Below are 25,431 nucleotides of genomic sequence, written 5' to 3' on the forward strand. Positions count from 1 at the left end.
CGGAGTCAACCGACTGTCTTCTTCGCCGCGCGCCGATACAGCAGACACAACAGCGCCAGCAGCACCGCGGCCGACAGCCCGAGCGACCAGTGGATGCCGATCGCCGCGCCTGATAGCCCAACCGTGATGCCGCTGAAGGCCCGCATCCCGAGCCCGGCCATATTATAGAGTCCGACGACGCGGCCGCGGATGTCGTGCGGCGCATTCAGCTGCACCAGAGCCTGCGCCATGGTGTTGAACGACAGCTCGAAGAAGCCCGCGCAGAACAAGAGCGCGATTGCAACCGGATAGATCGGCACCACGGCGAAGCCGAGCAGCGCCACGCTCCAGAGCATCGCGAGCATGATCGCGGTGCGCGGCGTGCCCTTGAGGCGTCCCCAGGATTCCAGCGCAATGCCGGCGAGCAGCGCGCCGGCGGCGTCGGCCGCGAGCAGCACGCTATAGGAGACGCCGGGATCGCCATGGCCGAGATCGCCGGCATAGCCCGGCATCTGGGCGTGGTAGGCATTGCCGATCATGAACGAGGTGAGGCCGGCAAGCCACGTCATCGCGGTCAGCACCGGCTGGGTTCCGATGGCGCGGATGGTCAGCACGATGTCGGCAAGGCCGCGCACGGCAAAGCGTCGCACCGCCGCGCTATTGTCGCGCATCGGCGCCCAGAACAGCCACAGCAACATCGGCAGATAGAATAGCGTGTTGAAGATGATGCCGTGCGAGGTGCCGAGCGTCAGCATGATAATTCCCCCGACGGCAGGTCCAACCAGGATGCCGAGATAGCGGGCCATCGCGTTCAGCCGCACCGCGCTTGGAAGGTCGGCGGGGCCGACGAGGTCGTACAGCAGCAGCTGGTTCGGCGTCTGCCACAACACGCCGGCGCAGCCATGGATCACCAGCAGCAGCATCGCGTGCCACATCTGGATCGTGTCGGTGATGAAGAAGAAGCCCCATCCGCTTGATGCCACAATGAACAGCAGCATGCCGCACTGGATGATACGGCGGGGATCGAACCGGTCGGCGAGCCCGCCAACCGCGACCGAGAACAGCAGAAACGGCAACCAGTGCGACAGCACCGCAAAGCCCGCCAGCGCCGGCGAATGGAATTTCTGGAAGACCACCCAATAGCTGATCACATGTTCGATGTTGTCGGCCATCATCGCCAGCACATAAGCCATGAACTGGAGCCGGTACGGCACCGACTTCATCGCCGCGAACGAGCCGGACGCAGCGACGGGATTTTGGGGCAGGGGGTTCAAGCGATCACCTGGGTGAGACCCTTGCGGCCTTACACGTTCGCCGGACGGCGCTCAAGATACTTGGGTGTGCTCGAACATCAGCCATGCAATGCTGCGGCGGCCGTCGTGGTCGACTACGAGTGCAGCTCTACGCCAGCGACTTCACGTACACCGCATACGGCACGCCCAAAATGTCCGGCGCGTCGCCAACCCTGGCAAATCCCATCCGCAGATACATCGGCAGCGCGACCGTCATGATCGGCGTCGTATGCAGGGCGATGACGCCAGACTGGTCACGCTCGGCCCGGCGAAGGCACTCTTCGGTCAGTTGCCGGCCGATGCTTTGGCCGCGCGCGAGGGGATCGACCACGAGCATGCGGATGACCGGCCAGGCCGGATCGAAGAAGGCAGCCTTCGGTGCTTGCGGGTCGACATAGGCGACCGCGCCGACGATGCGCCCGCCATCCTCGGCCACGATGATCTCGCCGGTCCTGGCAAGCTCCGGCATTTTTGCGACATGGGTTCTGAACAAGGGCCAGTCGGAATAATGCTGCTCGAATTCCGCGAACGCCGCCAGCGCGACGCGCACGACCGCCTCGGCATCATCGGCACGATAATCACGCAGCATTGGCGCAGCCCTCCTTTGTAGCCGGGATGAGCGCAGCTATCCGGGGCCGTCGCTCCCGCATGTCGCTTCCGCCTTCGCTCGTTGAGCTACGGCGGACAAGTCGCCTCATGCGGGCTACGAGACCGCCGGCTTGGCATGCGCGCGCATCTCACATACGCTTCGCCTCAGCCCGCACCAATCGATCATAACAGACGGGTATTGGGGAACAGCCATGCTAGAGATTCGCGTCTGCACCCATGCTGGTCCCGGCTCGGAGCCCGTCATCCGCACCGTGCCGTGGCCGAAGGTCGGCCGCAAGGCCGCGCTGATCAAGGTCGGCGCCTGCGGTGTCTGCGGCACCGACTTGCACATCCTGAAAGGTCATTGGCCGAAGCCGCTGCCCTGGCCGTTCACGCTCGGTCACGAACTCGGCGGCATCATCGTCGAATGCGGCGAGGAGTTCACCGAGGACTTCATGAGCAAGCCGCTGAAGGTCGGCTCGAAGGTGATGATCCCGCCGCTGATGCCGTGCGGCCATTGCTATTACTGCATCCATTATCCGCAAACCGCCAACAAGTGCCTGACGCCGGTCTATTACGGCCGCTATCTCGGCTTCGACAAGGCGCCGCACATGTGGGGCGGCTGGGCCGAATATGTCTATGTCGATCTCGACATGCTGCCGGGCACCAAGATCTACAAGCTGCCCGACGACATGTCGCTGCGACTGGGGGCGCTGTCCGAGCCGCTGACCTCCTGCATCCGCGCCTTCAACCGCGCCAGCCGCGCCGGCGGTTTCAGTTGGGGTGATACGGTGGTGATCCAGGGCTCGGGTCCGATCGGCATTTTGGCGGTCGCGGCCGCAACGGAGATGGGGGCAGGGCGCGTGATCTGCGTCGGGGCGCCGGAGGAGCCGCGGCTCAAGCTCGCCCGTGAGTTCGGCGCGGAGGCGACCGTCAACATCGAGGAGATCAAATCGCCGCAGGAGCGCATTGCGCGCGTGCGCGAGATCGTGGGCGGCTTCGGTGCCGATCTCGTGATGGACTGCTCGGGCCATCCCACGGCAGGCCCGGAGGGCATCGAGATGCTGCGCGACGGCGGCACCTATGTCGAGATGGGCCAGTTCACCGATGCCGGCTCGATCGACACCTCCTGGCACCGCATCTGCACCAAGGATCTCAACGTGCTCGGATCCTGGGGCTTTACCGGCAACGACCTGCCGCTCGGCGTCGACATGCTTTATCGGACGGCGAACAAATATCCCTGGCTGAAGATGCAGACGATCTATCCGTTCACGGAAGAGGGCGTCGCGCAGGCGGTGCGGGACGCGATGGCGATGAAGACGGTGAAGTCGACCATCGTGCCATGGCCGGAATTGGTGGAGTAGAAGATGCCAGCGATCCCGCACGATCTCGCGGCGTTCCTGGTCGAGGCCAAGCTGCGCACCTATGCCGGCCGCGATGACGATGCGACCATGACTTCGCCGTTGCTCGCTGGCTCCAAACAGCTCGAGCATCGCGCGCCGCCTTATATCTATCGCGATATCTATTTCGGGATGGGATTTTTCGTCGGACAGGAGACCGTGTCGCGAGACGAACGTGTGATCTGGTCGATGAGCTACAGCGGCGGCGTCCGCGCGGAGATCAGGGATCGGCAGACCTTCCTCGCGATCTACCAATTCCTGCGCCAGGCGCTGCTCGGCGTACGGGTCGAGCAGCCCTACCGGGGACCGCCTCTGTTCGCGCAGGCGGACATGATTTATCGGAACGAAGTCGAAGGCGCGCTCGATCGTTTCCATGGCGTCGAGACGATTGCGCGGCTTGATGGTGCCAAGCTCTACGAGCTGCGCTATGGTGGCGGGCTGCTGCGTTAGTCTCCACCCTTGTAGCCCGGATGGAGCGAAGCGTAATCCGGGGCCGCCGGTCCCGCATTCAGTTTCGCTTCACGCGGGCTACGAGCCGGAGTGTGGAAGAAGGCCATCATGACAACCGAACAAGCCCTGCGCGCTCGCTCCCCCTTCCACGGCATCCGCGCGATCGACTACACCGTCATCTTCGTGCGCGATATGGCCGAGATGCGCCGGTTCTATGAGGACGTTCTCGCCTTATCCCTGCTACGTGAGCTTTCGCCGAACTGGATCGAGTTCGGCATCGGCCCCAACACGCTGGCGTTGGCACGGCCGCACCGCACTGCTGCTGATGCGCCGATGCCGGCGGGCAGTGCCTCGCTCCAACTGGCCTTCAAGGTTTCCGCGGCCGAAGTCGATGCGTGCGCCGACGAACTCGTGCGGCAAGGGGTTGCGCTGCTATCGCCGCCGACGAACCAAACCTTCGGCCATCGCACCCTGTTCTTCCGCGATCCCGACGGCAATCTGCTGGAGATCTATGCGGAGATCTGACGAGCGATGCCCAAAAAGTTCCATCTGATTTCCCCGAACTATTCACGCCGAGGTGAAACTTAGGCCCAAGCTCCCGCTTTGACTTTGCGGGAGAGGTGCCGTGAAGCGAATCCTGAAACCACTCACTTACATCCTCGCTGCGATCTACTTCCTGGTGGATGCGGTCTTCATGGCCGTGGCCAAGCCGATTTCGCGCTGGATGGAGCGACATCTAGTATTGGAGCGACTCCGAACCTGGATCAGGTCGCTGCCGCCTTATGCGTCGCTCGCCCTGTTTTCCGTGCCCGTGATCATTCTGGAGCCGGTCAAGCCGGTGGCGGCGTACCTCGCCGCAACTGGCCAGGTTGTCAGCGGTGCTGTGACTTTCATCGTCGGCGAACTGCTCAAGCTGGTGCTGGTCGAACGCCTGTTCCACCTCACGCGTGACAAGCTGATGAGGATTCCGGCTTTCGCCTGGGCGTACGGGAAGTTCGCGGAGGTGAGGGCGTGGATACAAGCAACCGAAGCCTGGCGCGCTATCCGTGTCGTGAGCCGCGCGGTGAGGGACAGTGTTGCGCGGGCAAGAGCAAGGCTGGTCAGCAGCTTCAGCAGACTGGCGACGTCTCGGGATTAAAGGAGCGGCTGCGCGAATTGTTCTCGCATCGCCCGGCGATACGCCTCCTACACGAGCTTGCGCGCCGCGGCAGTCGCCTTGTCGCCCGTGTTCGGAGTGCCGGTCGGTTCGATCAGCATCAGGTGAACCTCCTCGCGTGCCACCGGGCGATGCTCGACCCCTTTGGGCACGACGTAGAGCTCGCCCGGACCGAGCGTCACGGTGCGGTCTCGCAACTCGATGTCCAGACGGCCTTTCAGGACGAGAAAGAAATCGTCGGTGTCGTCGTGTTTGTGCCAGGTGAATTCGCCCATCACCTTCACCACCATCACGTCGCAATCATTGAAGGTCGTGACCGTCCGCGGCGACCAATGGTCGTGAAAAGTCGCGAGCTTGTCGGCGAGCGATATGCTGTCGGCCATGTGTCCCCCTTTGCTCCTCGTGAGGCACAATCTGGGAAGGGATGGCCGAGGCGACAAGACCCTATCCGTTAACCTGTCCGAAGTGGCGCAAAGCCAGCTGCAACCTTTAGGCGCGGCTCTTTTTGCGAAGCCATGCATCATAGGCATGGTGATTTCCGAGCGTTTGGCGTAAAGAGCGGCCAGATCAAATCCAGCGTGCGGCCGGGCCGTTTGCCCCCCACGAGCTCAGGCCCGCCGGTTCACCGTTTGCGCGCCTGAATTAACCAAGGTTTTCCATCCCGTGTCTTTTCCGGCCCTGACCCCGCCGCTCGCCCAAGCTTTGGCCGAGCGGAACTATGATTCACCGACCCCCGTTCAGCTCGCCGTGCTCGCGGACGAGGCTAGCGATCGCGACCTCCTGGTTTCGGCGCGGACCGGCTCCGGCAAGACACTCGCTTATGGCCTTGCCATGGCCAAGGACCTGCTCGGGGATGCCGAGCGGTTCGAGCGGGCGGGCGCACCGCTCGCCCTCATCGTGGCACCGACCCGCGAGCTCGCCATGCAGGTCCAGCGCGAACTCGCATGGCTCTACGGGCGTGCGGGCGGGCGCGTGGTCTCCTGCGTCGGCGGCATGGATCCGCGCGGCGAGCAGCGCGAGCTGGCGGCCGGCGCCCATATCGTGGTCGGCACGCCCGGCCGGCTCTGCGACCATCTGCGGCGCGGCCGTCTCGACATCTCGGAATTGAAAGCGGTCGTCCTCGACGAGGCCGACGAGATGCTCAATCTCGGCTTTCGCGAGGACATGGAATTCATCCTCAAGACAACGCCGGAGACGCGCCGCACCCTGATGTTCTCGGCGACGTTCCCGCGCGGCATCGTCGCGTTGGCCAAGCAATACCAGCAGCAGGCGTTCCGGATCGAGGTCGCCGGCGACGAGGGCGGTCACGCCGACATCGAGTATCGCGCTATCCGGGTCGCGCCCGGTGACGTCGAGCACGCGGTCGTCAACGTGCTGCGCTTCTACGAGGCACCGAGTGCTCTCGTGTTCTGCAGCACACGCGATCACGTCAGGCATTTGCAAGCGGCGCTGCTGGAGCGCGGCTTCTCCGTGGTCGCGCTCTCAGGCGAATTGACGCAGAACGAGCGTACCATGGCGCTGCAGTCGCTGCGTGACGGACGCGCCCGCGTCTGCGTCGCGACGGACGTCGCCGCCCGCGGCATCGACCTGCCGAGCCTCGACCTCGTCATTCATGCCGACCTGCCCAACGACGCCGAGGTGATGCAGCATCGCTCGGGCCGAACGGGGCGCGCGGGCCGCAAGGGGACGAGCGTTCTGCTGGTGGTGCCGGCACGCCGACGGCGTGCGGAGCTGCTGCTCAATCTCTCGGGAACCGACGCGGTCTGGGGCACGGCGCCACAGGCCGAGGAAATCCGCAAGCTCGATCACGATCGCATGAAGGACGTGTTGTTCACCGAGGAGACGACCGCCGACGATCTGGCTCTGGCCCAGGCACTCCTGGCCGAGCGATCGGCCGAGGATATCGCCGCCGCACTGGCGCGGCTTTACCGCGCGCGGCTGCCGTCGCCCGAGGACATCATCGACCCCGGCGAGCGAACCAGCCGGCCGCGTGACGATCGCGGGCGGGACAAGTTCCAGGACAGGGGGGGCGATGATCGTCCTGAAAGGCCTCGGCCCAAATCGGGAAAATCGTCGTCGAAACACGGCATGGCGGACGGTAGCGTCTGGTTCCGGGCCAACATCGGACGAAAGAAGAACGCCGAAGCGCGCTGGCTCCTGCCGATGATCTGCCGTCGCGGCGGCATCGACAAGGGCGACATCGGCGCGATCAAGATCATGGACACCACCACCGAGTTCGAAATCTCTGCGCGGGTCGCGGACTCCTTCGCCACCAAGATCAAGCGTCCGGACAAGGAAGACAATATCCGCCTTGAGCCGATGGCGGACGCGCCGCAGCGACAGGAGCGTTCGGAAGAACGGTCCCATGCGCCCCGGCGCGAGGCCGGCGAGCATCGTGAACGGCGCGACGAACGTCCACGCGAGACAAGCGGATTCAAATCGCGCAGCAAGCCCCATGGCGAGCGCGCGCCGAAATTCGACGAGGCTCCTTCCTTCGGAAAGAAAAAGAAGCATCGGCCGGGCCACGCAGAGCCATCATCGGTCACCCCCTGGACCGTGAAGGGCGCACCGGCAAAGAAGGCCAAGAAGAAGCATCGCGGTTGAGCTTCTGCCGTGCAGGGCTGACAGCACTGATGCCGCCGGATTGCACCGGCGGCACCATCTGAAAGGTCAGGTGTGAGTTCAGCGGCCACCGCCACCACCACCTCCGCCGCCACCACCGCCCCCGCCACCGCCGGCGTCGCGGATCGACGAGCTGTAGCGCGGGTCAGTCTGCTTCATATAGGTTGGCGAGGTATCGTGGCTGAGGCGAACGACGTGGCGTGAGCGCCCCGGGTTCTGCGTCTCCACGACGCTGCCGCAGCCTTCGAAGAACCCGAATTCGCAGCCGTAGGTTCGGTGTTGCGCCGCGTTGGCGCTGGACGCGGCGAACGCGCTCGTCGCGACGCATGCAATCAAGGCGACTTTCGACAATGTGAGCTTCATGGATAGTCTCCAGCCTCGGTTTGGCGAGACCGGAACGGCTCGCACACACCTTCGACGGAGCCTGACCTGACCCGGTTCGACGGCGCCGCTTCACGCCCGCGTGAGCCGGCTTGCCGTGGAGGGACGTTACGCCGCGGTAAGGTCGCGCAGCATGTATGTCGCGCCTTCGCCATAGGATGCGAGCTTTGCGCGCAGTTCCGCGTCCGCCGCGATCGGCCGAAAGCCGATGCGCTCCCACAGCGGCCGCGTCGCGTAGACCGAGACCAATGCGAGCGTTGCGATGCCCGATGCACGCGCCAGCTGCTCGATACCGGCGATATAAGCGCGCAGAACGCCGCCGCGAAAATCCGGCAACACGGCGACGTCGTGGACATAGAGGCAATCCGCATCGTCAGGCAATCGCGCGAGGAAACCGTCGAGCGGCGGAATCCGGTGCTGCTTCCAGGGATACGAAAAACCGTAGCCGGCGATCGCATCGTCGGCAACGAGCACGCGGCATGCTTCGGGATAGAGCCACATCTTCTCGGCGAACACTTCGGGCCGTTCAGGAAGATCAGGATGTATCCGCGCCGCGATGGCGTTGATCGCGGGCAGGTCGGATGCTCGCGCGGGACGCCAATGCGGCTTGCTCATGTCTCTTCGTCTTCCGTCTCGGTCGGCCAGTGTATTCTGCTGCGCCAGCGCTTGCAGCGAAAAATATCTTTGCCGGCGTCTCAGGAATGCCGGGTCGCGCCTGGCATCTGGCGATACCGTAACGGCGTTCCGCCTTTATCTCGGATATTCGAGCTGCATCGCGACGAAGTCGGCGGTGCGCGGTCCGTAGCGCACGTCGATGGCACGCAACGTCTGGTCCAGAGCTCGCGCCGGCGGCAGGTCGATTGCGGCCGGCTGGGTCAGCTTTGCGGGCCAATCGGCCGCAACCTTGTCCGGCAGGATGCGAAGACCGCTGCGGCTAGTCTGCGGCTCTGCGGTGGCCGCGAAGGTGAGGGCGCGCGAGCGGTAGGTGCGCGACCACGCGTCGGCGATCAGCGCGAGCGAGACCTCGTCGATACCAGGCGTCAGCGCGATTCCGAGTTGCTCGCGGTTCCAGAATGCGAGCGTGTTGCCGATTGCCGTCAGCGCGAAGGGGCGTGTGAACTGGAACGCCTCGCTGCGATGGCGCGCATCCCAATGCGCAAGACCGATCTCGCGGGCGACCGCCTCGGCCTTGGCGCGGCCGGCGATGGCCTCGACCAGGGTCAGGGCCATCGGCATGGATGCGGTGATGCCGGTCGTCGTCGCCACGCCGCGGTCGATCACCAGCCTGCGGTCCGCGACATAGCGGATCGTGGAATGCTTTTGCAGATCGCGCACGGAATACCAGTGCGTGGTGGCCTGCCGGCCGTCGAGCAGCCCGGTGTTGGCAACGACCTTGGCGCCGACACAGATGCCGATGACAATCGCGCCCTTGCAGGCCTGGCTCTTGATCCACTGCAAGGCCGCCGCATCGTCTTCGCGGCTCATCGCGGGCACGATGACGTAGTCGGCGCCTTCAGGATGCGCGGCATCGAACTCGGCGATGGTCGCGTGCGGCTGCACTTTCAGCGCGGGATAAAGCGTGACGGGTCCAGGCTGCGTTGCCAATGTGAGGACGTCGGCGACGTCGGCGCGCGCGAGGATGCCGTATGGCATCAGATAGTCGGTCGTCTCGCTCATGTCATTGATGCCGACGATGGCGATCAGGGGACGTTTGCGTTTTGGCGGCTTCAGTGCCGCGAGCGTTGCCTCCGTCTCGTCTTTGGATATCGCAGGCGCGGTTCCCCGAGCCGGCGAGCCCGGCAGCAGGAACAGCCAGGTTCCGCCGATTGCGGCCAGCAATGCCACGCAGCCGACGCCGCTCCACGCCAGAATGCGCCATGTCATGATGATGTCACCCGATCCTCGTTGCTTCACGCGAGGTGGAAGCTAACTCTTGGCAACGACATCAGGAATGACGCAGATCCGGCAAAAACGGACATCGGCACGCGCGTGGATGTGTCGCGCGGCGCGTTCTCTTGCGCGATGCCGCGCGCCGGACGGAGACTATCTCAGTCCCTCATACACCATCAGCCCGCGAGCGATCTGCAGTTTGCGGATCGCGCGCGGCAGGAGTTTCTCCGGCTGGTGCAGATAGCGCCAGGAGCTGAGGGTGAAGGCTGACAGCGCGCCGCATTCGTCGTCGAACGGCGCAAGTACGCCCGTCACGCTCACGGGCGTGTGCGGGCGGGCGTTGAACGGCAGCAGCAACAGCTCGAGATGGGCCTTGCTGCCGTCCTCGCGCGCGGCGGTGACGCCGGCGATCGCACCTAACACTTCGTCGGCGACGATGGTTGTGATCTCGTCGATCTCGCTGCGGCTCGAATCGTCGAACAGCGCCGCAAAGCTCTGGTCCTTGAGGTCACGTCCCGCCAGCGCGCAGACCCGCGTGCCGGCGACACGGAACGGGAAGCCGAGGTTCGGCTCGCAGGAGAGCACGAAGATGTCGCCGAGCAGGCCGCGGACCGCGGCCGGATCGATGTCGGCCCTGTCAGGGGCCCGTGCAGCGCCGCGCTTCTTGTCCCAATACGCGAAGAACGCGCGGCTCGACGGATGTTTCATGACTGAACGCTTACCCCGGGGTGCAACCGCGAAGGGACAGACCTGTCCCGCTTCAGTGCACCCGCGATCCCTTGTGTTGTTGTGCAGGAGGGGATTTGCAGCGTCCATGCCGAGAGGGCGTTTTCGCGCTCGTTAAGGCCGCCTTTGCGTCGTTAACGTTAAATTAACTACGCGCTTTGCGCCTCGCACTCCGCTGCTATGGTGGCCGCAGTCGCAAGCCTCGCCGGTTTGCTCCAGGTTCTCGGCGGGGTCTGTACACAGGGCGTCAAACAGTTTGGCCACGGGCCGGGGAGGGGTGGGGATACACCTTCATTCCTCCGGTACCGGAAAGGCCGACACGGACAGGCAGGGCTTTCCCAGGGCCCTGCCTTTTCCTTTTGTGCACTTGCGCAACGCTGGCAAAGGCGACTATCTGCAAGCTTGTTGCCCCGGTCGGGCTGAAAGCGAAGCTGCCTTGGATTCCCCGCAAAATTCTCCGCCGCAAGGCCCTCAGCAAAATCCTCAAGCGGAGGTGCCGGCGGTCGTCGAGGAGGCTCCGCGCGAGCCGGTCCTGACGCTGCCCACGGCGCTGACCGCCTATATCGTCCTGCTGGCGGTGATCCATCTGCGGGTGCTGCTGCCGCCCGCAATCGAGAACTGGACCATCGACGTCTTCGGCTTCATCCCGAAGCGCTATGATTCCTCGCTGCTCAATCTGCAGATCCCCGGCGGTGCCGGGGCGAAGGTGTGGACTTTCGTCACCTACTCGCTGCTGCACGCCAATCTGACCCATCTCGGCTTCAACGTGCTGTGGCTGCTGCCGTTCGGTAGCGCGCTGGCAAGGCGCTTTGGTGCGGTCAGGTTCTACCTGTTTCTCGCGGTGACGGCGGCGGCCGGCGCGCTCGCCCATCTCGTCACCCATGAGCATGCGGTGGCGCCAATGATCGGCGCCTCGGCCTCGGTGTCCGGCGCGATGGCAGCCGCGATCCGGTTCGCCTTCGTCCGCGGCAGCTTCCTGTCGTTCAACCGTTCGGACGCCGATACCGCGGCAAAGGTTCCGGCATTGCCGCTGTCGCGCGCGCTGCGCGACGGGCGGGTGGTCGGCTTCCTGGCGGTGTGGTTCGGCGTCAACATCATCTTCGGTGTGGGGGCGATCGGCATCGATTCCGAAACCACGAGCGTCGCCTGGCAGGCGCATATCGGCGGCTTCTTTGCCGGCCTGTTGCTGTTCACCCTGTTCGATCCCGTGCGGCGCGTGCGAGGCGATGCTGCGGATGCGTCATCACAGGACGTTTCAGACCGTATTTGAAGCGGCGCTTGCGGTGCGGCCCGAATTCATCCATCATTTGCGGGAAGAATGTTCCGAAGCGACAAGCCCATAGAGGCAACGCTTAGACAAGCGCGCGAGCGTGAAACCCGCGCTGAAACTGTTAGTTGAAGACTCGAAGAACAAGTCCGGACCGCCAAGAGGCGGACGGGTCCGATTCAGGGAGGCAACAATGACGGTACGTTCCATTCTCAACACCAAGGGGCACCAGATCATGAGCGTCGAGCCTGACGCGAAGCTGGCTGCCGCGGTCAAGCTGCTCGCTGAGAAGAAGATCGGCGCGGTGCTGGTGATGAACCAGAGCCGGCTCGAAGGCATCCTGTCGGAGCGCGACATCGTGCGCGTGCTGGGCGAGCGCGGCGCCGGCGTGCTGGAGGAGCCGGTCGCTCAGGTCATGACCCGCAAGGTCGTGACCTGCAAGGAGACAGACACGGTCGCCGAGCTGATGGAGATGATGACGTCAGGCAAGTTCCGCCATCTGCCCGTGATCGACAACGGCACGGTGGTCGGCCTCATCTCGATCGGCGACATCGTCAAGCGCCGGGTCCAGGAATACGAGTCCGAGCAGGAAGCTCTGCGCGACTACATCAAGACGGCCTGACGGACCTCAGGCATCCGCCTCACTCGTCCGCTTTGGGCGCGCTGCCTGCGGGCGCCGGCGCGAGCACGTCGATCGCCTCCTGGATCGATTCCAGCGCGCGCTCGGCGGCGCGCGTGCCGTGGGCGATCAGGTCCTCGGAACGATGGAAGTCGAACCAGCCGAACTGGCCGACGCGCGGCGTGATCAGAAGGTCCGGCGGGTCGCCGGCGAGGCGCGCGCGCGTGATGCGGTCCTGCATGATGTTGAAGGCGTCGACCATCACCGAGGAGATGCCGGGCCGGCCGGCGCCGCCGAAGAATTCGCGCTTCATGGTCTTCTCGGGCGAGAACAGCCGTGGGAAGCGCCGCTTGGCCGCAGGCTCTTCCGCCTCCGGCGCGACCCGGGTGGGCGGTGCGCCATGCGAATAGATCGTGGTGGAATGGGTGAAGATGTCGCTGGAGAGATTCGCCGCGATGACGATTTCGGCGCCGAGTGCGCGAGCGGCGGAGACCGGCACGGGATTCACCAGCGCACCGTCCACCAACCAGCGGTCACCGATCAGCACCGGCGCGAAGATGCCGGGCAGGGCATAGGACGCGCGCATCGCATCGACCACACGGCCGCGCGTCAGCCAGATCTCGTGGCCGGTGCGGACCTCGGTCGCCACGCTCGCGAACTTGACGGGGAGATCCTCTATTAAGGTCTGCCCGACCGCGTCCTCGAGCCGGGTTGCGAGCTTCTCACCGCCGAGCAGGCCGGAGCCGTTGAGGCGGATATCGAGATAGCTGAGGATGTTGCGCATGCCTTGCAGGCTTCGCCCCCACTCCTCGAGCGTTTCGAGCCGACCGGCCGCATGGAGGCCCCCGACCACGGCGCCAATGGAGGTGCCGACCACGACGTCGGGCACAATCCCGTTGGCAAGCAGTGTCCTGAGAATCCCGATATGGGCAAAGCCGCGCGCCGCACCGCCACCAAGGGCAAGCCCAATCACTGGCCGGCGGATGCTGCCCAAGCCGACTTTTTCGCCGACCTTTTCACTGGCTGTTTCGCCATTGGAGCCGTTCGCGCCCCGACCCTTCAAAATATCCAGCACCGAAAACTCTCCCACTGGGGCCAGCCCTCACTCCAGAGTAGGCGCCGTATTTCTGCTCCGCCATAACCAGGGTGAAGCATGGTTTATACCGTTCGGGGAAGCAGGGGGCAGCAGTGTGGCGAGGACTGGTCGGCGGCAGCCCGATCACGCAGGCGTCAATCGGGTTCCTCAGAACCGTATTTCTCGGGGGTTCCGAGGCTTGAATTTGCCGCGTTTCAGTGAAAACCAGGAGGCATGACACGCGGGGGTGACGGCATCATCGGACGGCGGCGCAGCGGCAGGCTGCTGCCGGCGCTGATCTTTGCCGTGTGCCTCGTTACCTCAGGCCAAGACACTGCGCAGGCGCAGCTTTTCTCCGACCGTCCGCCGCCGGTGCCGCCGGCTTCGGTGCCCGACCCCGGCGGGGCCATCAATCTGGCGCCTCCCTCCGGGCCTGGCGCCGGTCCTCCGAGCCTGCCGCCGACCCTGATGCAGCCGACCACGCCCAGCATGCCGCCGCCTGCCGTCACGACCGTGCCGCCGGCCGCCCCGCTCAATGCGGCCGCGCCCGGACAGGGCGTGCTGTCGCTGACCGCGAAATACGGCAAGGACTCAGCCCCCATCACCAGCGGCCTGGTCTGGCGCGTGTTTGCGGACCGTCCCGATGAGAACGGCACTTTCAAGCTGATCCGCGAGGACCGCAACGCCACGCCCAACATCGTGCTCTCGCCCGGCAATTACGTCGTGCACGTCGCCTTCGGCCTCGTCAGCGCGGTGCGCACGATCAGCCTCAAGGCCGAGACCGACCGCGAGTCCTTCGTGCTGCCGGCCGGCGGCCTGCGCATCGAGGGCCGGGTCGGCACCAGCCGTATTCCGCAGAACCAGATCTCGTTCGCGATCTACAAGGGCAGCCAGTTCGAATCCGGCGAGCGTGCCTCGCTGGTGCCGAACGTCGCCGCCGGCGACGTCGTGCTGCTGCCGGAGGGCACCTACTACATCATCTCCAACTATGGCGACGCCAACTCGGTGGTGCGCTCGGACATCCGCGTCCAGATCGGCAAGCTCACCGATGTCACCGTCACCCACCGCGCTGCCGTGATCACGCTCAAGCTGGTCAGCGACAGGGGCGGCGAGGCGCTCGCCAACACCGCCTGGTCGGTGCTGACCCCGGGCGGCGACGTCATCAAGGAATCGATCGGCGCCTTTCCGCGCGTAGTACTCTCCGAAGGCGAATACCGCGCCATCGCCAAGAACGAGGGCAAGGTCTACGAGCGCGGCTTCAACGTCGTCAACGGCGTCGACGGCGAGGTCGAGGTCGTCGCGCGGTAGACACGGGCGTCAGTATCGGCTGCGGCAACGCGCCAGACTTCGCGCCCGCACAACAGTTCTTGTCTGGCGCACGAATGTGCATCCCCTGTTACCGCTGCCGCCACCATGAATGCGGGTGTGAGGCAACCGTTCTCCGCCTCCTCGCGATCAGCTTTCAATGCTTTGTTCAGCACTACCAAGCGGTCTCTGGGGGTCGAAGACGACACCGCTGGCGACGGCTTATTCCAGGCCATCGGGACTTGGCCACAGGCGGGTACAAGATGCGTATTTCCGATAATCAATTTTATTCTCTTTCCATCCTGCTACGTTATATGTCGGGCATCCCTCTAACGGAGGAGGCCGGAGCAGGCTTGTGCGTCTGCGAGACCGGCAAGGGGCAGGGATCAAGTTCGTCGGCATGTTCGAAGTGATCCTCACCAGGCGTAAGCGGTTTGGCTGGCGGTGGCATGTGCGCGACCAGTCGGGCAAGGTATTTGCCGACGGCTTCGAGCGCACCCGGCCGTCGGCCAAATATCATGGCGCGCGTGCCTTGTTCTTCCTGTTGTCGCAGGCGTACTTGCGCGACCGCTCCGCCGCGTCCAGGGAGGACTAGCGGCGGGCCCAGCTCCTTAGCCCCGATGGAGCGAAGGCCGATCCGGGACCTTCCCCCCCTTGGCCGAGAACCGAATGGCGCTTCGCACATCCGGGCCACAAGACTTTGCGTTGTCGACGGGCAAAACAGGCCATGGCTCGGTCAATCCGCGTTGCGGAAAATATTCCACTTTACCGAAATTCGGAATGACGTATGTGTCGCGGCAACCCGGCCCAAGGAAGAGGGGCGTATCGCGATCGTCACGAACGCGCGCCGGACGGCGGTGGACGCTAGTTGCATCGGCGCGAAGAGCTTCGCAGGGCGGAGAGCCGTGAGCGAGGTCGTCGCGCACACGACCGGTGTAATCGGCGTACGGCAAAATCGTGTGGTCCTGACGCCCGGGGGTCTGTGCGTCAAGTCTTGTGGTGATGCGTGCCGTCCAACCGGACGCATGCGTCAGCCATCCGCAAGGCGACGGGGGCAATAGTGCATCGCTCCCCGGGGAGAGCACGACATAAGCCGTAAAACCACTGCGCAGGGAAGGCCGGTTGTTTGGCTTCACCTGTATGCCGCTGTACAAATTCTTGTTCCCACCTTTCGCACAGTGGACCGTGGGTGCCCGGCCGGCACCCGGTCTTCCCTGCGCCCTCTTTCAATGAGGGTGAGACCACAAAGCAAAGCTCGGGCGAACACGCCGCGAGGATGCGATCCCATGCCAGTTATTCAACGAACAGTCCCGTACCCCGGACGCAGCCTTGCTGGGTCCCGGCTCTGCGGAGCGTCACTGCGTGCCGCACCGCGTCCGGGGCACGAGAGAGACGAGCGTTGTCGCCACACTCCGTCATTGCGAGCGCAGCGAAGCAGTCAAGGCTGCCACCGCGGGAAGAGTCTGAATTGCTCCGCTGCGCTCGCAAACGACGATGTCCGATATGCCGCGCGCCGAAACTGCGACCTCGTGTCAGCTGTCACAGGTTGCAGGACTTTTTTGTTCAACGCGGCGCGGCCCGCCGGCGAGGTCGCAAAGCTGCTCGCCGATCTCGGCCAGCGCGCCTCACGGGCGGCGTAGCCCTTCAGGGTAGCAGTCGTAGACCAGCGCCTTGAACGCGGGCGTAGTGCGGCTGCGCTCGTTCTGGGTCTGCTGCATCATGAGGTAGACCATGTCGAGCTTGGGATCGACGCCGAAATAGGTGCCGCTTCCACTGTCCCATTTCAGCTCGCCGAGCGAGCCGGGCGGCGGCGGTTTCGCGTTGCCGGGGTCGGTCCGCACCGCAAGGCCGTAGCCATAGCCGAAGCCGTCGCCCGGGAAATAGAAATAATCGCGTCCGACGCCGGAGCCGGGCCCGATGTGGTCCGTCGTCATGGCCTTGAACGCGGCGGGGCTCAGATAGCGCTTGCCCTCGAACTCGCCGCCGTTCAGCAGCATCTGCGAGAAGCGCTGATAGTCGGTAATAGTCGAGAGCAGGCCCCCGCCGCCGGACTGCCATTCGGGGTGGTCGAGGCGATCGCGCTCGCCGGCGAGCAAAATGAAATCGTTCGGCAGCGGCCGCGCCATCCGCACCAGCTCGCCCTCGGTCGCCAGCGCGAATTTGGTGCTGCTCATGCCGAGCGGATCGAAGATGCGCTGCTTGAGGAAGGCGTACAGCGTCTGGCCCGAGATGATTTCGATGACGCTGCCGAGCACGTCGGTGGAATGGCCGTAACGCCACAGCGTTCCTGGCTGCCGCGCCAGCGGCAGCTTGGCGATGCGATCGGCGAACTCCCTGTTGTTGAATTGGCCTTCGAAGATGTTGGCGGCCTGGTAGGCCTGCTCGACCCATTTGCCGCCGATATAGTCGTAGCTGATGCCCGAGGTATGCCGCAGCAGATCCTCGATGTTGACGGGACGGACCGGCGGCACGAGGTTGAGCTCCAGCTTGCCGTCGGGCAGGGTGATCTCGAGGCCAACCTTGGTCTCGGCAAACAGGGGGACGTATTTCGACACGGGGTCGGTGAGCGCGAGCTTGCCCTCGTCGATCAGCATCATTGCGCCAAGACACGTGATCGGCTTGGTCATGGAGTGGATGGCGAAGATCGTGTCGGGCGTCATGGCAAGGCCCGTCCTGGTATCGCGCACGCCGAAGGTCTTCAGGTAGACCGGCTTGCCGTGCTGCTGCACCAGGATCACGGCGCCGGGAAGCCGGCCGCTTCCCACCTCGTTGTCGAAGAAGGTCGTGATGCGATCGAGCCCCTCCGGCGAGGGGGCGGGGATGTCTGCGGCCCGGCTTCGGGCCATCGAGCCGGCGAGCAGTGCGGCTCCGACCAGAAAATCACGACGCTTCATCCGGCCTTCCTCCCTCGGCGGGATCAAAGCCGCAAGACGCGAGATGCGTCAACACAACATCGATTAAAAACGCGTCACGATTTCCGACAGGAACGGTCGCGGGCGGTCTTCGCTCGGCTTGGTCGGCGTGCCGACGTGGACGAAGCCGGCGAGCTTTTCGTCCGGCTTGAGGCCGAGGCCGTCGAGCACGTCGCGATCGAAGGAGAACCAGCCGGTCAGCCAACAGGCGCCGTAGCCGAGCGCGGTCGCGGCCGTGACGATGTTCATGGCGCTGGCGCCCGCCGACAATTCCTGCTCGAACGCCGGCACCTTCGGGTGCGGCCTGGTGAAGCTGACGATGCCGATCACCAGCGGCGCGTCGGTGAGGCGCTTGCGCTCGATCTCGACGTCGGCGGCGGGTGCGCCGGGATTCTTCCGCGCAAAGACCTTCGCGATCACCTCGCCGGCGCGCTGGCGGCCATCGCCCTCGAAAATGATGAAGCGCCAGGGGGCCAGCTTGCCGTGGTCAGGCACGCGCGCCCCGATGGTGAGGATCGTCTCGAGCTCGGCCGGAGAGGGGCCGGGCCCCGTCATCTCGCGCGGCTTGACCGAACGACGGGTCTTCAGGAGTTCGATGGCGTCGGGCACTGCAATATCCTCTTCGGCTGGTCGTCGGGCGTGTCATGCCGAGATAGGCATGCACGCCCGCAACCGGAAGCGAATTTAGATCGATTTCAGGGACTAGCCCGCTTCCCGCATCCGGCGGACATCCGGCGGCGTCGCCTCGTCGACCAGCGCGGCGATCGCCTCGGCCGTCGTCATCACCTTCTGGCCGTCGCTGCCGAGGCGGCGGACCGAGACCGAATGCGTCTCGGCCTCTTTCTTGCCGACCACGAGCAGCGCGGGGATCTTGGCCAGCGAATGCTCACGGACCTTGTAGTTGATCTTTTCGTTGCGCAGGTCGATCTCGACCCGCAGCCCCGCGCGCCGCGCCTGTTCCATCACCACCTTGGCGTACTCGTCGCCTTCCGAGGTGATGGTCGTGACCACCGCCTGCACCGGCGACAGCCAGAGCGGGAAGTTGCCGGCATAGTGCTCGATCAGGATGCCGATATAACGCTCCATCGAGCCGCAGATCGCCCGGTGCACCATCACCGGCGGCTTCTTGCCGCCGTCATGGTCGATGTAGAACGCGCCGAACCGCTCCGGCAGGTTGAAGTCGACCTGCGTGGTGCCGCACTGCCAGTCGCGGCCGATGGCATCGCGCAGCACATATTCGAACTTCGGACCGTAGAAGGCGCCTTCGCCCGGATTGATCTCGGTCTTGATGTGATTGTTCTGCGACTGGATCTCGCGCAAAACCGTCGCCATCACGCGCTCGGCGTGATCCCACATCGCGTCGGTGCCGACGCGTTTCTCCGGACGGGTCGACAGCTTCACGGTGAGATCGCCGGTGAAGCCGAAATCGGCATAGGTCGACAGGATCAGGTCGTTGATCTTCAGGCATTCCGCGGCGAGCTGATCCTCGGTGCAGAAGATATGCGCGTCGTCCTGGGTGAAGCCGCGCACGCGCATCAATCCGTGCATGGCGCCGGAAGGCTCGTAGCGATGGACCACGCCGAATTCGGCGAGGCGCAGCGGCAGGTCGCGGTAGCTCTTCAGGCCGTGCTTGAAGATCTGCACGTGGCCCGGGCAGTTCATCGGCTTGAGCGCAAACCAGCGCTTGTCCTCGGCCTCGTCGCCGGCCGACTGCGCCGCGAACATGTTCTCGCGATACCAGCCCCAGTGTCCCGAGGTCTCCCACAGCACCTTGTCGAGGATCTGCGGCGCGTTGACCTCGCTGTAGTCGCCGGTCAGGCGCCGGCGCATATAGGCGATCAGCTGCTGGAAGATGGTCCAGCCCTTTGGGTGCCAGAACACCACGCCCGGACCTTCCTCCTGGAAGTGGAAGAGGTCGAGCTCACGCCCGAGCTTGCGATGGTCGCGCTTTTCGGCTTCCTCGATCTGCTTGAGATAAGCGTCGAGGTCCTCCTGCTTGGCGAAGGCCGTGCCGTAGATGCGAGTCAGCATCGGGTTGTTGGAATCGCCGCGCCAGTACGCGCCCGCCACCTTCATCAGCTTGAAGGCGTTGCCGACCTTGCCGGTCGATGTCATATGCGGGCCGCGGCACAGATCGAACCAGTCGCCCTGGTAGTAGATCTTGATCGGCTCGGTGCCGGGAATGGCGTCGACCAGCTCGACTTTGAACGCCTCGCCCTTGTCGCGGAACACCTGCTTGGTCTTCTCGCGGTCCCAGACTTCCTTGGTGAAAGACTTGTCGCGCGCGATGATCTCGCGCATCTTCTTCTCGATCGCGGCAAAATCTTCCGGCGTGAACGGCTCGTTGCGAAAGAAGTCGTAGTAGAATCCGTTCTCGATTACAGGTCCGATGGTGACCTGCGTGCCCGGCCACAGCGTCTGCACGGCTTCGGCCAGCACATGCGCGCAGTCGTGGCGGATCAGTTCGAGCGCGCGCGGATCGTCGCGGTTGACGAACTCGATCTTGGCGTCGGCCTCGATGGGATCGTTGAGGTCGGCGACCACGCCGTCAAGCGCCATCGCAACCGTGCGCTTGGCCAGCGATGGCGAGATGCCCTTAGCGATGTCGAGGCCGGTGATGCCGTGGTCGAACTGGCGCTGGGCGCCGTCGGGAAAGGTGAGGGTGACTTTGGCGGCGGGGGTCACGGGCTTCAGATTGGAGAGGCTGTACTGGAATCCGGACTCGGATTTGGGCTGGTCGGTCATGCTTTTCTCCTGAGGCTCACTCCTGCGAACGAGCGCAGGTAAGCGGGAACGAGCGATATATCAGGCGATTCGGCCCGCGCAATCCGGCAATTCCAAGAAAATCGGCGCAGAAAGCGGCGCGCATACGAACTATTCCCCGCGGGCCCTTTAACCGGCTGGGCGACTGCTCTACATGCACCTGCATGGAAAATGCACGCGCCCGGCGTTTCGCGCCGACCGCCCTGATGCTCGGCAATCTCGTCACCGGCTGCTCCGTGCTGGCCCCGGCGGGTATGTTGCCGGAATTGGCGAGCGGGCTCGACGTCAGCATTCATGCGGCCGGGCTGCTGATCACCTTCGGGGCGGTGACGCTGTGCATCGGCTCGCCCCTGACGGCCTGGCTGACCAGTCGCATCGAACGGCGGACGTTGCTCACGACGGCGCTCGCGGTGCTTGCGCTCGGCAATCTCGCCTCCGCCTTTGCGCCCGACTACACCAGCCTTCTCGCCATCCGTCTCGCGATGCTCGCGGTCGGTGCGCTCTATACGCCGCAGGCCGCCGGCACGGCGGCGTTGATCGTGCCGGCGCAGCGGCGGGGCAGCACCATCGCCTATATCTTTCTCGGCTGGTCGCTGGCTGCCGCCGTCGGCCTGCCGCTGATCACCTTCATCGCCAGCCGCTATGGCTGGCGGGCGGCCTATGGTGAGGTCGGCGCGCTCGGTTGTCTCAGTTTCCTGCTGTTGCTGCTGCGGCTTCCGGCGGGCCTGAAGGGCGCCCCGGTGGATTTGAAGACCTGGCGCGAAGTCGGCGCCAACAGGACGATTCTGCTGCTGCTTGCGATCACCATGCTGCAAATGTCGGGGCAGTTCGTGGTGTTCACCTTCATGGGCCCGCTGCTCAACAAGCTCACCGGCGCCGGCCCGGATGCGATCGGCATGGTGTTCGCGCTCTACGGCGTTTGCGGACTCCTCGGCGTCGTCTTCGCCACCCGCATCGTCGACAGCTCTGGACCCTATCGCACCTCGCTGCTGTTCACCTGCCTGCTGCTTGCGGGGGTCACGGGCTGGGCGGTCGGCGCGGGGGCGCTTGCTTTCATGACGTGCGGGGTCGCGATCTGGGGCCTCGGCTTTGCCTCGACCAATTCGATGCAGCAGGTGCGGCTGGTCGCCGCCGCGCCGCCGCTAGCATCGGCGACCGTCGCGCTCAACACCTCGGTCCTCTATATCGGCCAGGCGGTCGGCTCGGCGATCGGCGGACTGTTGTTCGCCCGCGAGCTCCTGCATACGCTCGGCTTCGTCGCCGCCGCTTTCATCGCCGTGGCGCTGATCCTGCTGATCCTGACCCGGCCCCGGCCCGCTGCCTCAACGGCCTGATTCCCGCGGTTTAGTGTGCGCAAGATGCTTGGCAAACCGCGCGCGGGAGCGCTAGAAGGCGAGGCAGGGGGACCAAAGAGAGTTGACTGAGATGAGGATGATTCTGGCGGTTGCCGCGGTGCTCTATTCAGCCTCCGCGTTTGCGCAAGCCGACAAGCCACCGATGGTCGGGGACAAGCCGCTGGTGCAGGTCAAGCCCAAGGGGACCAAGGCGGGGACCAAGGAGGCAGCGGCCAAGCCGGCCGCGGCGCCGAAGGGCAAGCCGCAATCGGTCGCGGCGCGGCTCCAGGCCTGCCTTGAGCTCGATGACGGCACCAAGGACCGGCTCAATTGCTACGATGCCGTGATTCCGCCGGCGCCGAAGCCGAAACCGGCGAAGGCCAAGGGCTACGCCGATTGCCGTTTCTTCAAGGAAGAGGACGAGCGACTGGCCTGCTTCAACGGCTTTGCCGAGAGCATTCCGAAGCTACCAAAAACCTGAGGCAGATCAGGGGCAGGACAGTTGTAGGCAAGCCTGGCCGACTACCGCTGGCGCAATATCGCAAGCCCTAAAGCGCTATGCGATTAGGATGAATCGCCATCGCGCTTTAGGCTGTTGTTTAAGCATGATCTTTTCGGAAAACCGCTGCGCGCTTTTCCGGATCATGCTTTAGCGGCTCGAGGCGGGGGGATTGGTGGAGGCGACGCGCGTGAGCGCCAGCGACGGAGTCGCCGACATCTTCACCAGCACGTCCTTGAGCGGATCCCGCGTCCAGGCACGGGTGACGTAGTCGCGATGGCTGATGCCGTCGCCGGTCTCGACGAACACCACGCTGCCGGGATGGAGCGGCCCATCCATGTCCTCGGCGACGCTGATGCCCTTCTGACGGAGCATGCCCATTAGCTCGCGGTCGCGCGGCGCGGTGTGGCGGGTGTAGGCGCTGACGAAGAAGCCGGAGCGGTGGCTCTCGATCCAGGATGCGAACTTGTCCATTTCACCATAGACGGCGTCGAGCAGCACGACCCCGCGGACGCGGTCGCTGATGCCGCCGACCTCCAGGCTCCAGGCCGTCGGCAGGAAGCCGCCGCTATAGCCGACGATCACGATCGGCATGTTGGCGAAGGCGCGCGTGCTGTTGGGATCGCCGGTGACGCGGGCGAGGTGGTCGGCCGCTTCCGCCATGAAGCGCTTGAAGCCGCCCGGTTGCCAGAACTTGCCGGCGCTGGAATCGGCGGCATTGACCGCCATCTGCGGTGCAAGCAGCACGGCGTTGGCGCCGGAATCGGTGATCTGCTTGGGCACCAGCTGGCGATCGCGCACGTCGCGTTCGAGCGTTGCGCCATTGCCGTGGAAGAACACCACGATCACGCCCGGCTTGCGCACGTCGAAATGCTCGGGCACGTGCATCAGCACGCGGCTGTCATTATAGGTCTCGTCCTGCCAGAACACGCGACCGGAATAGCTGCGGTGGCCACGGCGATCGCCCTTGGAGATGTTGAGGAAGGGCGCGTCGGAGGCGGGGTTGTTGCCGAAATAGGGAAAGGCCGACGACTTCATGCTGACGAGGGTCGTCAGGTCGTCGCGTGGCGGGCGCTTATAGGGGGCCTGCGGCTCGAGCGAGGCGACCTTGTAGGGGGCTTGCTCCGGCACCTGTTGCTGCACAGCGCGCTTGGGCGAGAAGTCCGACATCTGCCGCTGCAGCAGACTTTCGCTCCCCGAGGGAAAGCGCTCTCTGAATTGCGGAGCAGGGAAGCGATCCTCGAACGTGTCGCCGCTTGCTACTTGCTGTCTGGTTTTCGCGACGACCTGATTGACCACCGGGACATTGGCCTGCGAATTCGCGGCAAGGGCTGCCGGGTTCGGCGCCTTGCCGCATTGAACCAGTGTCAGCGACAGCGGCACCAAGGCTGAGATCAGGCCGATCCGGAGCGCACGACCGCGTCGACCGGACCGCGTCCGATCGGCACGACTGTCAGCTCTCATTTTCGGAACGGCCCCGACCATCCACCCAAGACCCCAAAGTCACGTCCATCGGCAATCTCTAGACAATTGAGCCGACGGGCGTTTAGGCGACGTTAAGCGTCCGGAGAACTTCCCCACATCCGGAACGCTCAAAAGGACCACGCAATCGTGTCCTGATTGTGGGGAAGGGGAGCTGGTTTTTCCGGGAGAGACGCAGCTTTTCACCTGGCAGTGGGGACAAGCGGTGCTGCAATACCCGTTTCCGCTGCCTCATTTAACCCTTGTTAACCCTGCTTGAATTGACTGGGCCAAACTGCACGATGCGCCCCCAAGGCATAACGCCTGAGGTGAAGGACCCCGATGACGGCATCAGATGCGGGAACCGCACCCTGGACGGCTCGGCTGACCGGAAGCGGGACCGGGGTGTCGGTTCGGGTCGCAACCGCCATCGTGGTGGCCGACATGATCGGGGTCGGTGTCTTCACCAGCCTCGGCTTCCAGGTCAAGGATATCCCGTCCGGCTTCTCGATCCTGCTGCTCTGGAGCATCGGCGGCATCGTCGCGCTATGCGGGGTGTTCGCCTACAGCGAACTCGGGGCGATGTTTCCGCGCTCGAGCGGCGAGTATAATTTCCTCGGCCGTGCCTATCATCCGGCTTTCGGCTTCCTCGCCGGCTGGGTTTCGGCGACGGTGGGTTTTGCGGCGCCCGTCGCTCTGGCGGCGATGGCGTTCGGCGAGTATGCCAAATCGGTCGTGCCCGATCTGCCGCCGATCCCGCTTGCCATCGCCGTGGTGTGGCTGGTCTCGCTCGTGCAACTGACCGGCGTCCGGCACTCCTCCACCTTCCAGCTGATCTCGACCATCATTAAGGTCGTGCTGATCGTGGCCTTCCTGGTCGCCGGCTTCGTCATCGCTACCCCGCAACCGATCACGTTCGCGCCGCAGCCGGGCGATCTCGCCCACATTGTCAGCGCGCCCTTCGCGATCGGGCTCGTCTTCGTGATGTATTCGTTCTCGGGCTGGAATGCCGCGACCTACATCATCGGTGAGATGAATACCCCGCAGCAGAGCCTGCCGCGCGCGCTGCTGGTGGGCACGCTGATCGTGCTCGTGCTGTATGTCGCGCTGAACGCGGTGTTCCTCTACTCCACGCCGGTCGGCGCGCTCGCCGGCCAGCTTGACGTTGCCAGCGTTGCCGGCAGCGCCATCTTCGGCAGCCTCGGCGGCCGGATCGTCGGCGCGATGATCTGCGTCGGGCTGATCTCCTCGATCTCTGCGATGATGTGGATCGGCCCGCGTGTGATGATGACGATGGGGGAGGACATTCCCGCCTTACGCGTCTTCTCGAAGCGATCGGCGCGCGGCGCGCCGGCCTATGCCGTCCTGTTCCAGCTCGCCGTCGCCAATTTGCTGCTGTTCACGCGCAGCTTCGAGGCGGTGCTCGATTTCATCCAGTTCGCACTCTTGTTCTGCTCGTTTTTCACGGTCGCCGGCGTCATCAAGCTTCGCATCACCGATCCCGATTTGCCGAGGCCCTATCGCGCCTGGGGATACCCGTTCACGCCGCTCGTTTTCCTGCTCGTGACCGGCTTCATGATGTACTACCTGTTGACCGAGCGGCCGGTGCAGTCGCTCTCAGGGATGCTCGTCATGCTCTCGGGCCTGCTGATTTATGCTGTTTTCCGCAGGCGGCCGGTCGCCGCTGGCAATTCACACAATCGCGAATAGAC

Annotated in this window: 24 protein-coding genes; 12 read left to right on the forward strand and 12 right to left on the reverse strand. The window is 64.6% G+C overall.

Translation table 11 applies throughout. The features are described from left to right. Positions 1–5: 5 nt before the first annotated feature. Positions 6–1,253, reverse strand: a complete 1,248-nt coding sequence (locus tag IVB28_RS11315) for an MFS transporter (protein WP_256466986.1) — start codon at positions 1,251–1,253, stop codon at positions 6–8. A gap of 127 nt (positions 1,254–1,380) precedes the next feature. After that, on the reverse strand, positions 1,381–1,860 hold the full coding sequence (locus IVB28_RS11320) for a GNAT family N-acetyltransferase (protein ID WP_247526217.1): 480 nt from the start codon (positions 1,858–1,860) through the stop codon (positions 1,381–1,383). Positions 1,861–2,071: 211 nt separating this feature from the next. On the opposite strand from IVB28_RS11320, the gene IVB28_RS11325 reads away from it, so the two are divergent. The 4 genes from IVB28_RS11325 to IVB28_RS11340 all read left to right on the forward strand — a co-directional run bounded on the left by IVB28_RS11325 (position 2,072) and on the right by IVB28_RS11340 (position 4,847). Beyond that, positions 2,072–3,223: a zinc-binding dehydrogenase gene (locus IVB28_RS11325; protein ID WP_247526222.1), complete on the forward strand. Its 1,152-nt coding sequence runs from the start codon at positions 2,072–2,074 to the stop codon at positions 3,221–3,223. A gap of 3 nt (positions 3,224–3,226) precedes the next feature. Beyond that, positions 3,227–3,709 carry a DUF5680 domain-containing protein gene (locus IVB28_RS11330; protein WP_247526224.1) on the forward strand — a complete coding sequence of 161 codons (483 nt, stop codon included), beginning with the start codon at positions 3,227–3,229 and terminating at the stop codon, positions 3,707–3,709. A 108-nt stretch (positions 3,710–3,817) separates the two neighbouring features. After that, entirely contained in the window at positions 3,818–4,234 is a 417-nt protein-coding gene (locus tag IVB28_RS11335; RefSeq protein WP_247528513.1) for a VOC family protein, read from the forward strand. A 100-nt stretch (positions 4,235–4,334) separates the two neighbouring features. Next, on the forward strand, positions 4,335–4,847 hold the full coding sequence (locus tag IVB28_RS11340) for a hypothetical protein (RefSeq protein ID WP_247526225.1): 513 nt from the start codon (positions 4,335–4,337) through the stop codon (positions 4,845–4,847). Between the two features lie 47 nt (positions 4,848–4,894). Here IVB28_RS11340 and IVB28_RS11345 read toward each other — a convergent pair whose 3' ends face one another. Next, complete coding sequence (locus IVB28_RS11345; RefSeq protein WP_247526227.1) at positions 4,895–5,248, reverse strand: cupin domain-containing protein; 354 nt, start codon at positions 5,246–5,248, stop codon at positions 4,895–4,897. Between the two features lie 280 nt (positions 5,249–5,528). Here IVB28_RS11345 and IVB28_RS11350 point away from each other — a divergent pair, with 280 nt between their 5' ends. After that, the gene (locus IVB28_RS11350; RefSeq protein ID WP_247526229.1) at positions 5,529–7,469 is read left to right on the forward strand and encodes a DEAD/DEAH box helicase; all 1,941 of its coding nucleotides are present in this window, start codon (positions 5,529–5,531) and stop codon (positions 7,467–7,469) included. Between the two features lie 78 nt (positions 7,470–7,547). On the opposite strand, the gene IVB28_RS11355 is transcribed toward IVB28_RS11350, so the two are convergent. The 4 genes from IVB28_RS11355 to IVB28_RS11370 form a co-directional block, all read right to left on the reverse strand. Further along, on the reverse strand, positions 7,548–7,850 hold the full coding sequence (locus IVB28_RS11355) for a hypothetical protein (RefSeq protein ID WP_247526231.1): 303 nt from the start codon (positions 7,848–7,850) through the stop codon (positions 7,548–7,550). 126 nt (positions 7,851–7,976) lie between these two features. After that, positions 7,977–8,483, reverse strand: a complete 507-nt coding sequence (locus IVB28_RS11360; protein ID WP_247526233.1) for a GNAT family N-acetyltransferase — start codon at positions 8,481–8,483, stop codon at positions 7,977–7,979. 135 nt (positions 8,484–8,618) lie between these two features. Next, on the reverse strand, positions 8,619–9,752 hold the full coding sequence (locus IVB28_RS11365) for a DJ-1/PfpI family protein (protein ID WP_247526242.1): 1,134 nt from the start codon (positions 9,750–9,752) through the stop codon (positions 8,619–8,621). A gap of 159 nt (positions 9,753–9,911) precedes the next feature. Next, positions 9,912–10,466, reverse strand: a complete 555-nt coding sequence (locus IVB28_RS11370; protein ID WP_247526244.1) for a PAS domain-containing protein — start codon at positions 10,464–10,466, stop codon at positions 9,912–9,914. A 454-nt stretch (positions 10,467–10,920) separates the two neighbouring features. Between IVB28_RS11370 and IVB28_RS11375 the strand changes: the two genes are divergently transcribed. Both IVB28_RS11375 and IVB28_RS11380 read left to right on the forward strand, forming a co-directional pair. Continuing rightward, entirely contained in the window at positions 10,921–11,754 is an 834-nt protein-coding gene (locus IVB28_RS11375; protein ID WP_247526246.1) for a rhomboid family intramembrane serine protease, read from the forward strand. Between the two features lie 190 nt (positions 11,755–11,944). Beyond that, positions 11,945–12,373, forward strand: coding sequence for a CBS domain-containing protein (locus IVB28_RS11380; RefSeq protein WP_247526248.1), 429 nt, complete (start codon positions 11,945–11,947; stop codon positions 12,371–12,373). A gap of 19 nt (positions 12,374–12,392) precedes the next feature. Here the strand turns inward: IVB28_RS11380 and IVB28_RS11385 are convergent, their stop codons facing one another. Then, positions 12,393–13,445, reverse strand: a complete 1,053-nt coding sequence (locus IVB28_RS11385; RefSeq protein ID WP_247526250.1) for a patatin-like phospholipase family protein — start codon at positions 13,443–13,445, stop codon at positions 12,393–12,395. Between the two features lie 234 nt (positions 13,446–13,679). Between IVB28_RS11385 and IVB28_RS11390 the strand changes: the two genes are divergently transcribed. After that, a complete protein-coding gene (locus tag IVB28_RS11390) occupies positions 13,680–14,753 on the forward strand; it encodes a hypothetical protein (RefSeq protein WP_247526252.1) in 1,074 nt (357 codons plus the stop codon). A 352-nt stretch (positions 14,754–15,105) separates the two neighbouring features. Continuing rightward, the gene (locus tag IVB28_RS11395; protein WP_247526253.1) at positions 15,106–15,345 is read left to right on the forward strand and encodes a hypothetical protein; all 240 of its coding nucleotides are present in this window, start codon (positions 15,106–15,108) and stop codon (positions 15,343–15,345) included. Between the two features lie 1,030 nt (positions 15,346–16,375). Here IVB28_RS11395 and IVB28_RS11400 read toward each other — a convergent pair. The 3 genes from IVB28_RS11400 to thrS form a co-directional block, all read right to left on the reverse strand. Then, positions 16,376–17,644 carry a serine hydrolase domain-containing protein gene (locus IVB28_RS11400; protein ID WP_247526255.1) on the reverse strand — a complete coding sequence of 423 codons (1,269 nt, stop codon included), beginning with the start codon at positions 17,642–17,644 and terminating at the stop codon, positions 16,376–16,378. Positions 17,645–17,707: 63 nt separating this feature from the next. Next, positions 17,708–18,271 (reverse strand): nitroreductase, encoded by a 564-nt coding sequence (locus IVB28_RS11405; RefSeq protein ID WP_247526256.1) that lies wholly within the window; start codon positions 18,269–18,271, stop codon positions 17,708–17,710. Positions 18,272–18,364: 93 nt separating this feature from the next. Next, complete coding sequence (gene thrS / locus IVB28_RS11410) at positions 18,365–20,407, reverse strand: threonine--tRNA ligase (RefSeq protein ID WP_247526258.1); 2,043 nt, start codon at positions 20,405–20,407, stop codon at positions 18,365–18,367. A 182-nt stretch (positions 20,408–20,589) separates the two neighbouring features. Here thrS and IVB28_RS11415 point away from each other — a divergent pair, with 182 nt between their 5' ends. Both IVB28_RS11415 and IVB28_RS11420 read left to right on the forward strand, forming a co-directional pair. Next, positions 20,590–21,759, forward strand: coding sequence for an MFS transporter (locus IVB28_RS11415; protein ID WP_247526260.1), 1,170 nt, complete (start codon positions 20,590–20,592; stop codon positions 21,757–21,759). Positions 21,760–21,850: 91 nt separating this feature from the next. Further along, positions 21,851–22,240, forward strand: coding sequence for a hypothetical protein (locus tag IVB28_RS11420; RefSeq protein ID WP_247526267.1), 390 nt, complete (start codon positions 21,851–21,853; stop codon positions 22,238–22,240). A gap of 168 nt (positions 22,241–22,408) precedes the next feature. Here the strand turns inward: IVB28_RS11420 and IVB28_RS11425 are convergent, their stop codons facing one another. Beyond that, positions 22,409–23,743, reverse strand: a complete 1,335-nt coding sequence (locus tag IVB28_RS11425) for an alpha/beta hydrolase (protein WP_247526269.1) — start codon at positions 23,741–23,743, stop codon at positions 22,409–22,411. 318 nt (positions 23,744–24,061) lie between these two features. On the opposite strand from IVB28_RS11425, the gene IVB28_RS11430 reads away from it, so the two are divergent. Further along, positions 24,062–25,429, forward strand: a complete 1,368-nt coding sequence (locus IVB28_RS11430; protein WP_247526271.1) for an amino acid permease — start codon at positions 24,062–24,064, stop codon at positions 25,427–25,429. The last annotated feature ends 2 nt before the right edge of the window (positions 25,430–25,431 follow it).

Source organism: Bradyrhizobium sp. 199 (genome assembly GCF_023073355.1).
Taxonomy (GTDB): Bacteria; Pseudomonadota; Alphaproteobacteria; order Rhizobiales; family Xanthobacteraceae; genus Bradyrhizobium.

What these genes read in the sequence shown, in the direction of transcription:
- IVB28_RS11320 (WP_247526217.1), bottom strand. Translation starts at nt 1,860, where the DNA reads ATGCTGCGTGATTATCGTGCCGATGATGCCGAGGCGGTCGTGCGCGTC.
- IVB28_RS11325 (WP_247526222.1), top strand. Translation starts at nt 2,072, where the DNA reads ATGCTAGAGATTCGCGTCTGCACCCATGCTGGTCCCGGCTCGGAGCCC.
- IVB28_RS11330 (WP_247526224.1), top strand. Translation starts at nt 3,227, where the DNA reads ATGCCAGCGATCCCGCACGATCTCGCGGCGTTCCTGGTCGAGGCCAAG.
- IVB28_RS11335 (WP_247528513.1), top strand. Translation starts at nt 3,818, where the DNA reads ATGACAACCGAACAAGCCCTGCGCGCTCGCTCCCCCTTCCACGGCATC.
- IVB28_RS11345 (WP_247526227.1), bottom strand. Translation starts at nt 5,248, where the DNA reads ATGGCCGACAGCATATCGCTCGCCGACAAGCTCGCGACTTTTCACGAC.
- IVB28_RS11355 (WP_247526231.1), bottom strand. Translation starts at nt 7,850, where the DNA reads ATGAAGCTCACATTGTCGAAAGTCGCCTTGATTGCATGCGTCGCGACG.
- IVB28_RS11360 (WP_247526233.1), bottom strand. Translation starts at nt 8,483, where the DNA reads ATGAGCAAGCCGCATTGGCGTCCCGCGCGAGCATCCGACCTGCCCGCG.
- IVB28_RS11365 (WP_247526242.1), bottom strand. Translation starts at nt 9,752, where the DNA reads ATGACATGGCGCATTCTGGCGTGGAGCGGCGTCGGCTGCGTGGCATTG.
- IVB28_RS11370 (WP_247526244.1), bottom strand. Translation starts at nt 10,466, where the DNA reads ATGAAACATCCGTCGAGCCGCGCGTTCTTCGCGTATTGGGACAAGAAG.
- IVB28_RS11380 (WP_247526248.1), top strand. Translation starts at nt 11,945, where the DNA reads ATGACGGTACGTTCCATTCTCAACACCAAGGGGCACCAGATCATGAGC.
- IVB28_RS11390 (WP_247526252.1), top strand. Translation starts at nt 13,680, where the DNA reads ATGACACGCGGGGGTGACGGCATCATCGGACGGCGGCGCAGCGGCAGG.
- IVB28_RS11400 (WP_247526255.1), bottom strand. Translation starts at nt 17,644, where the DNA reads ATGAAGCGTCGTGATTTTCTGGTCGGAGCCGCACTGCTCGCCGGCTCG.
- thrS (WP_247526258.1), bottom strand. Translation starts at nt 20,407, where the DNA reads ATGACCGACCAGCCCAAATCCGAGTCCGGATTCCAGTACAGCCTCTCC.
- IVB28_RS11415 (WP_247526260.1), top strand. Translation starts at nt 20,590, where the DNA reads ATGGAAAATGCACGCGCCCGGCGTTTCGCGCCGACCGCCCTGATGCTC.
- IVB28_RS11420 (WP_247526267.1), top strand. Translation starts at nt 21,851, where the DNA reads ATGAGGATGATTCTGGCGGTTGCCGCGGTGCTCTATTCAGCCTCCGCG.
- IVB28_RS11425 (WP_247526269.1), bottom strand. Translation starts at nt 23,743, where the DNA reads ATGGTCGGGGCCGTTCCGAAAATGAGAGCTGACAGTCGTGCCGATCGG.
- IVB28_RS11430 (WP_247526271.1), top strand. Translation starts at nt 24,062, where the DNA reads ATGACGGCATCAGATGCGGGAACCGCACCCTGGACGGCTCGGCTGACC.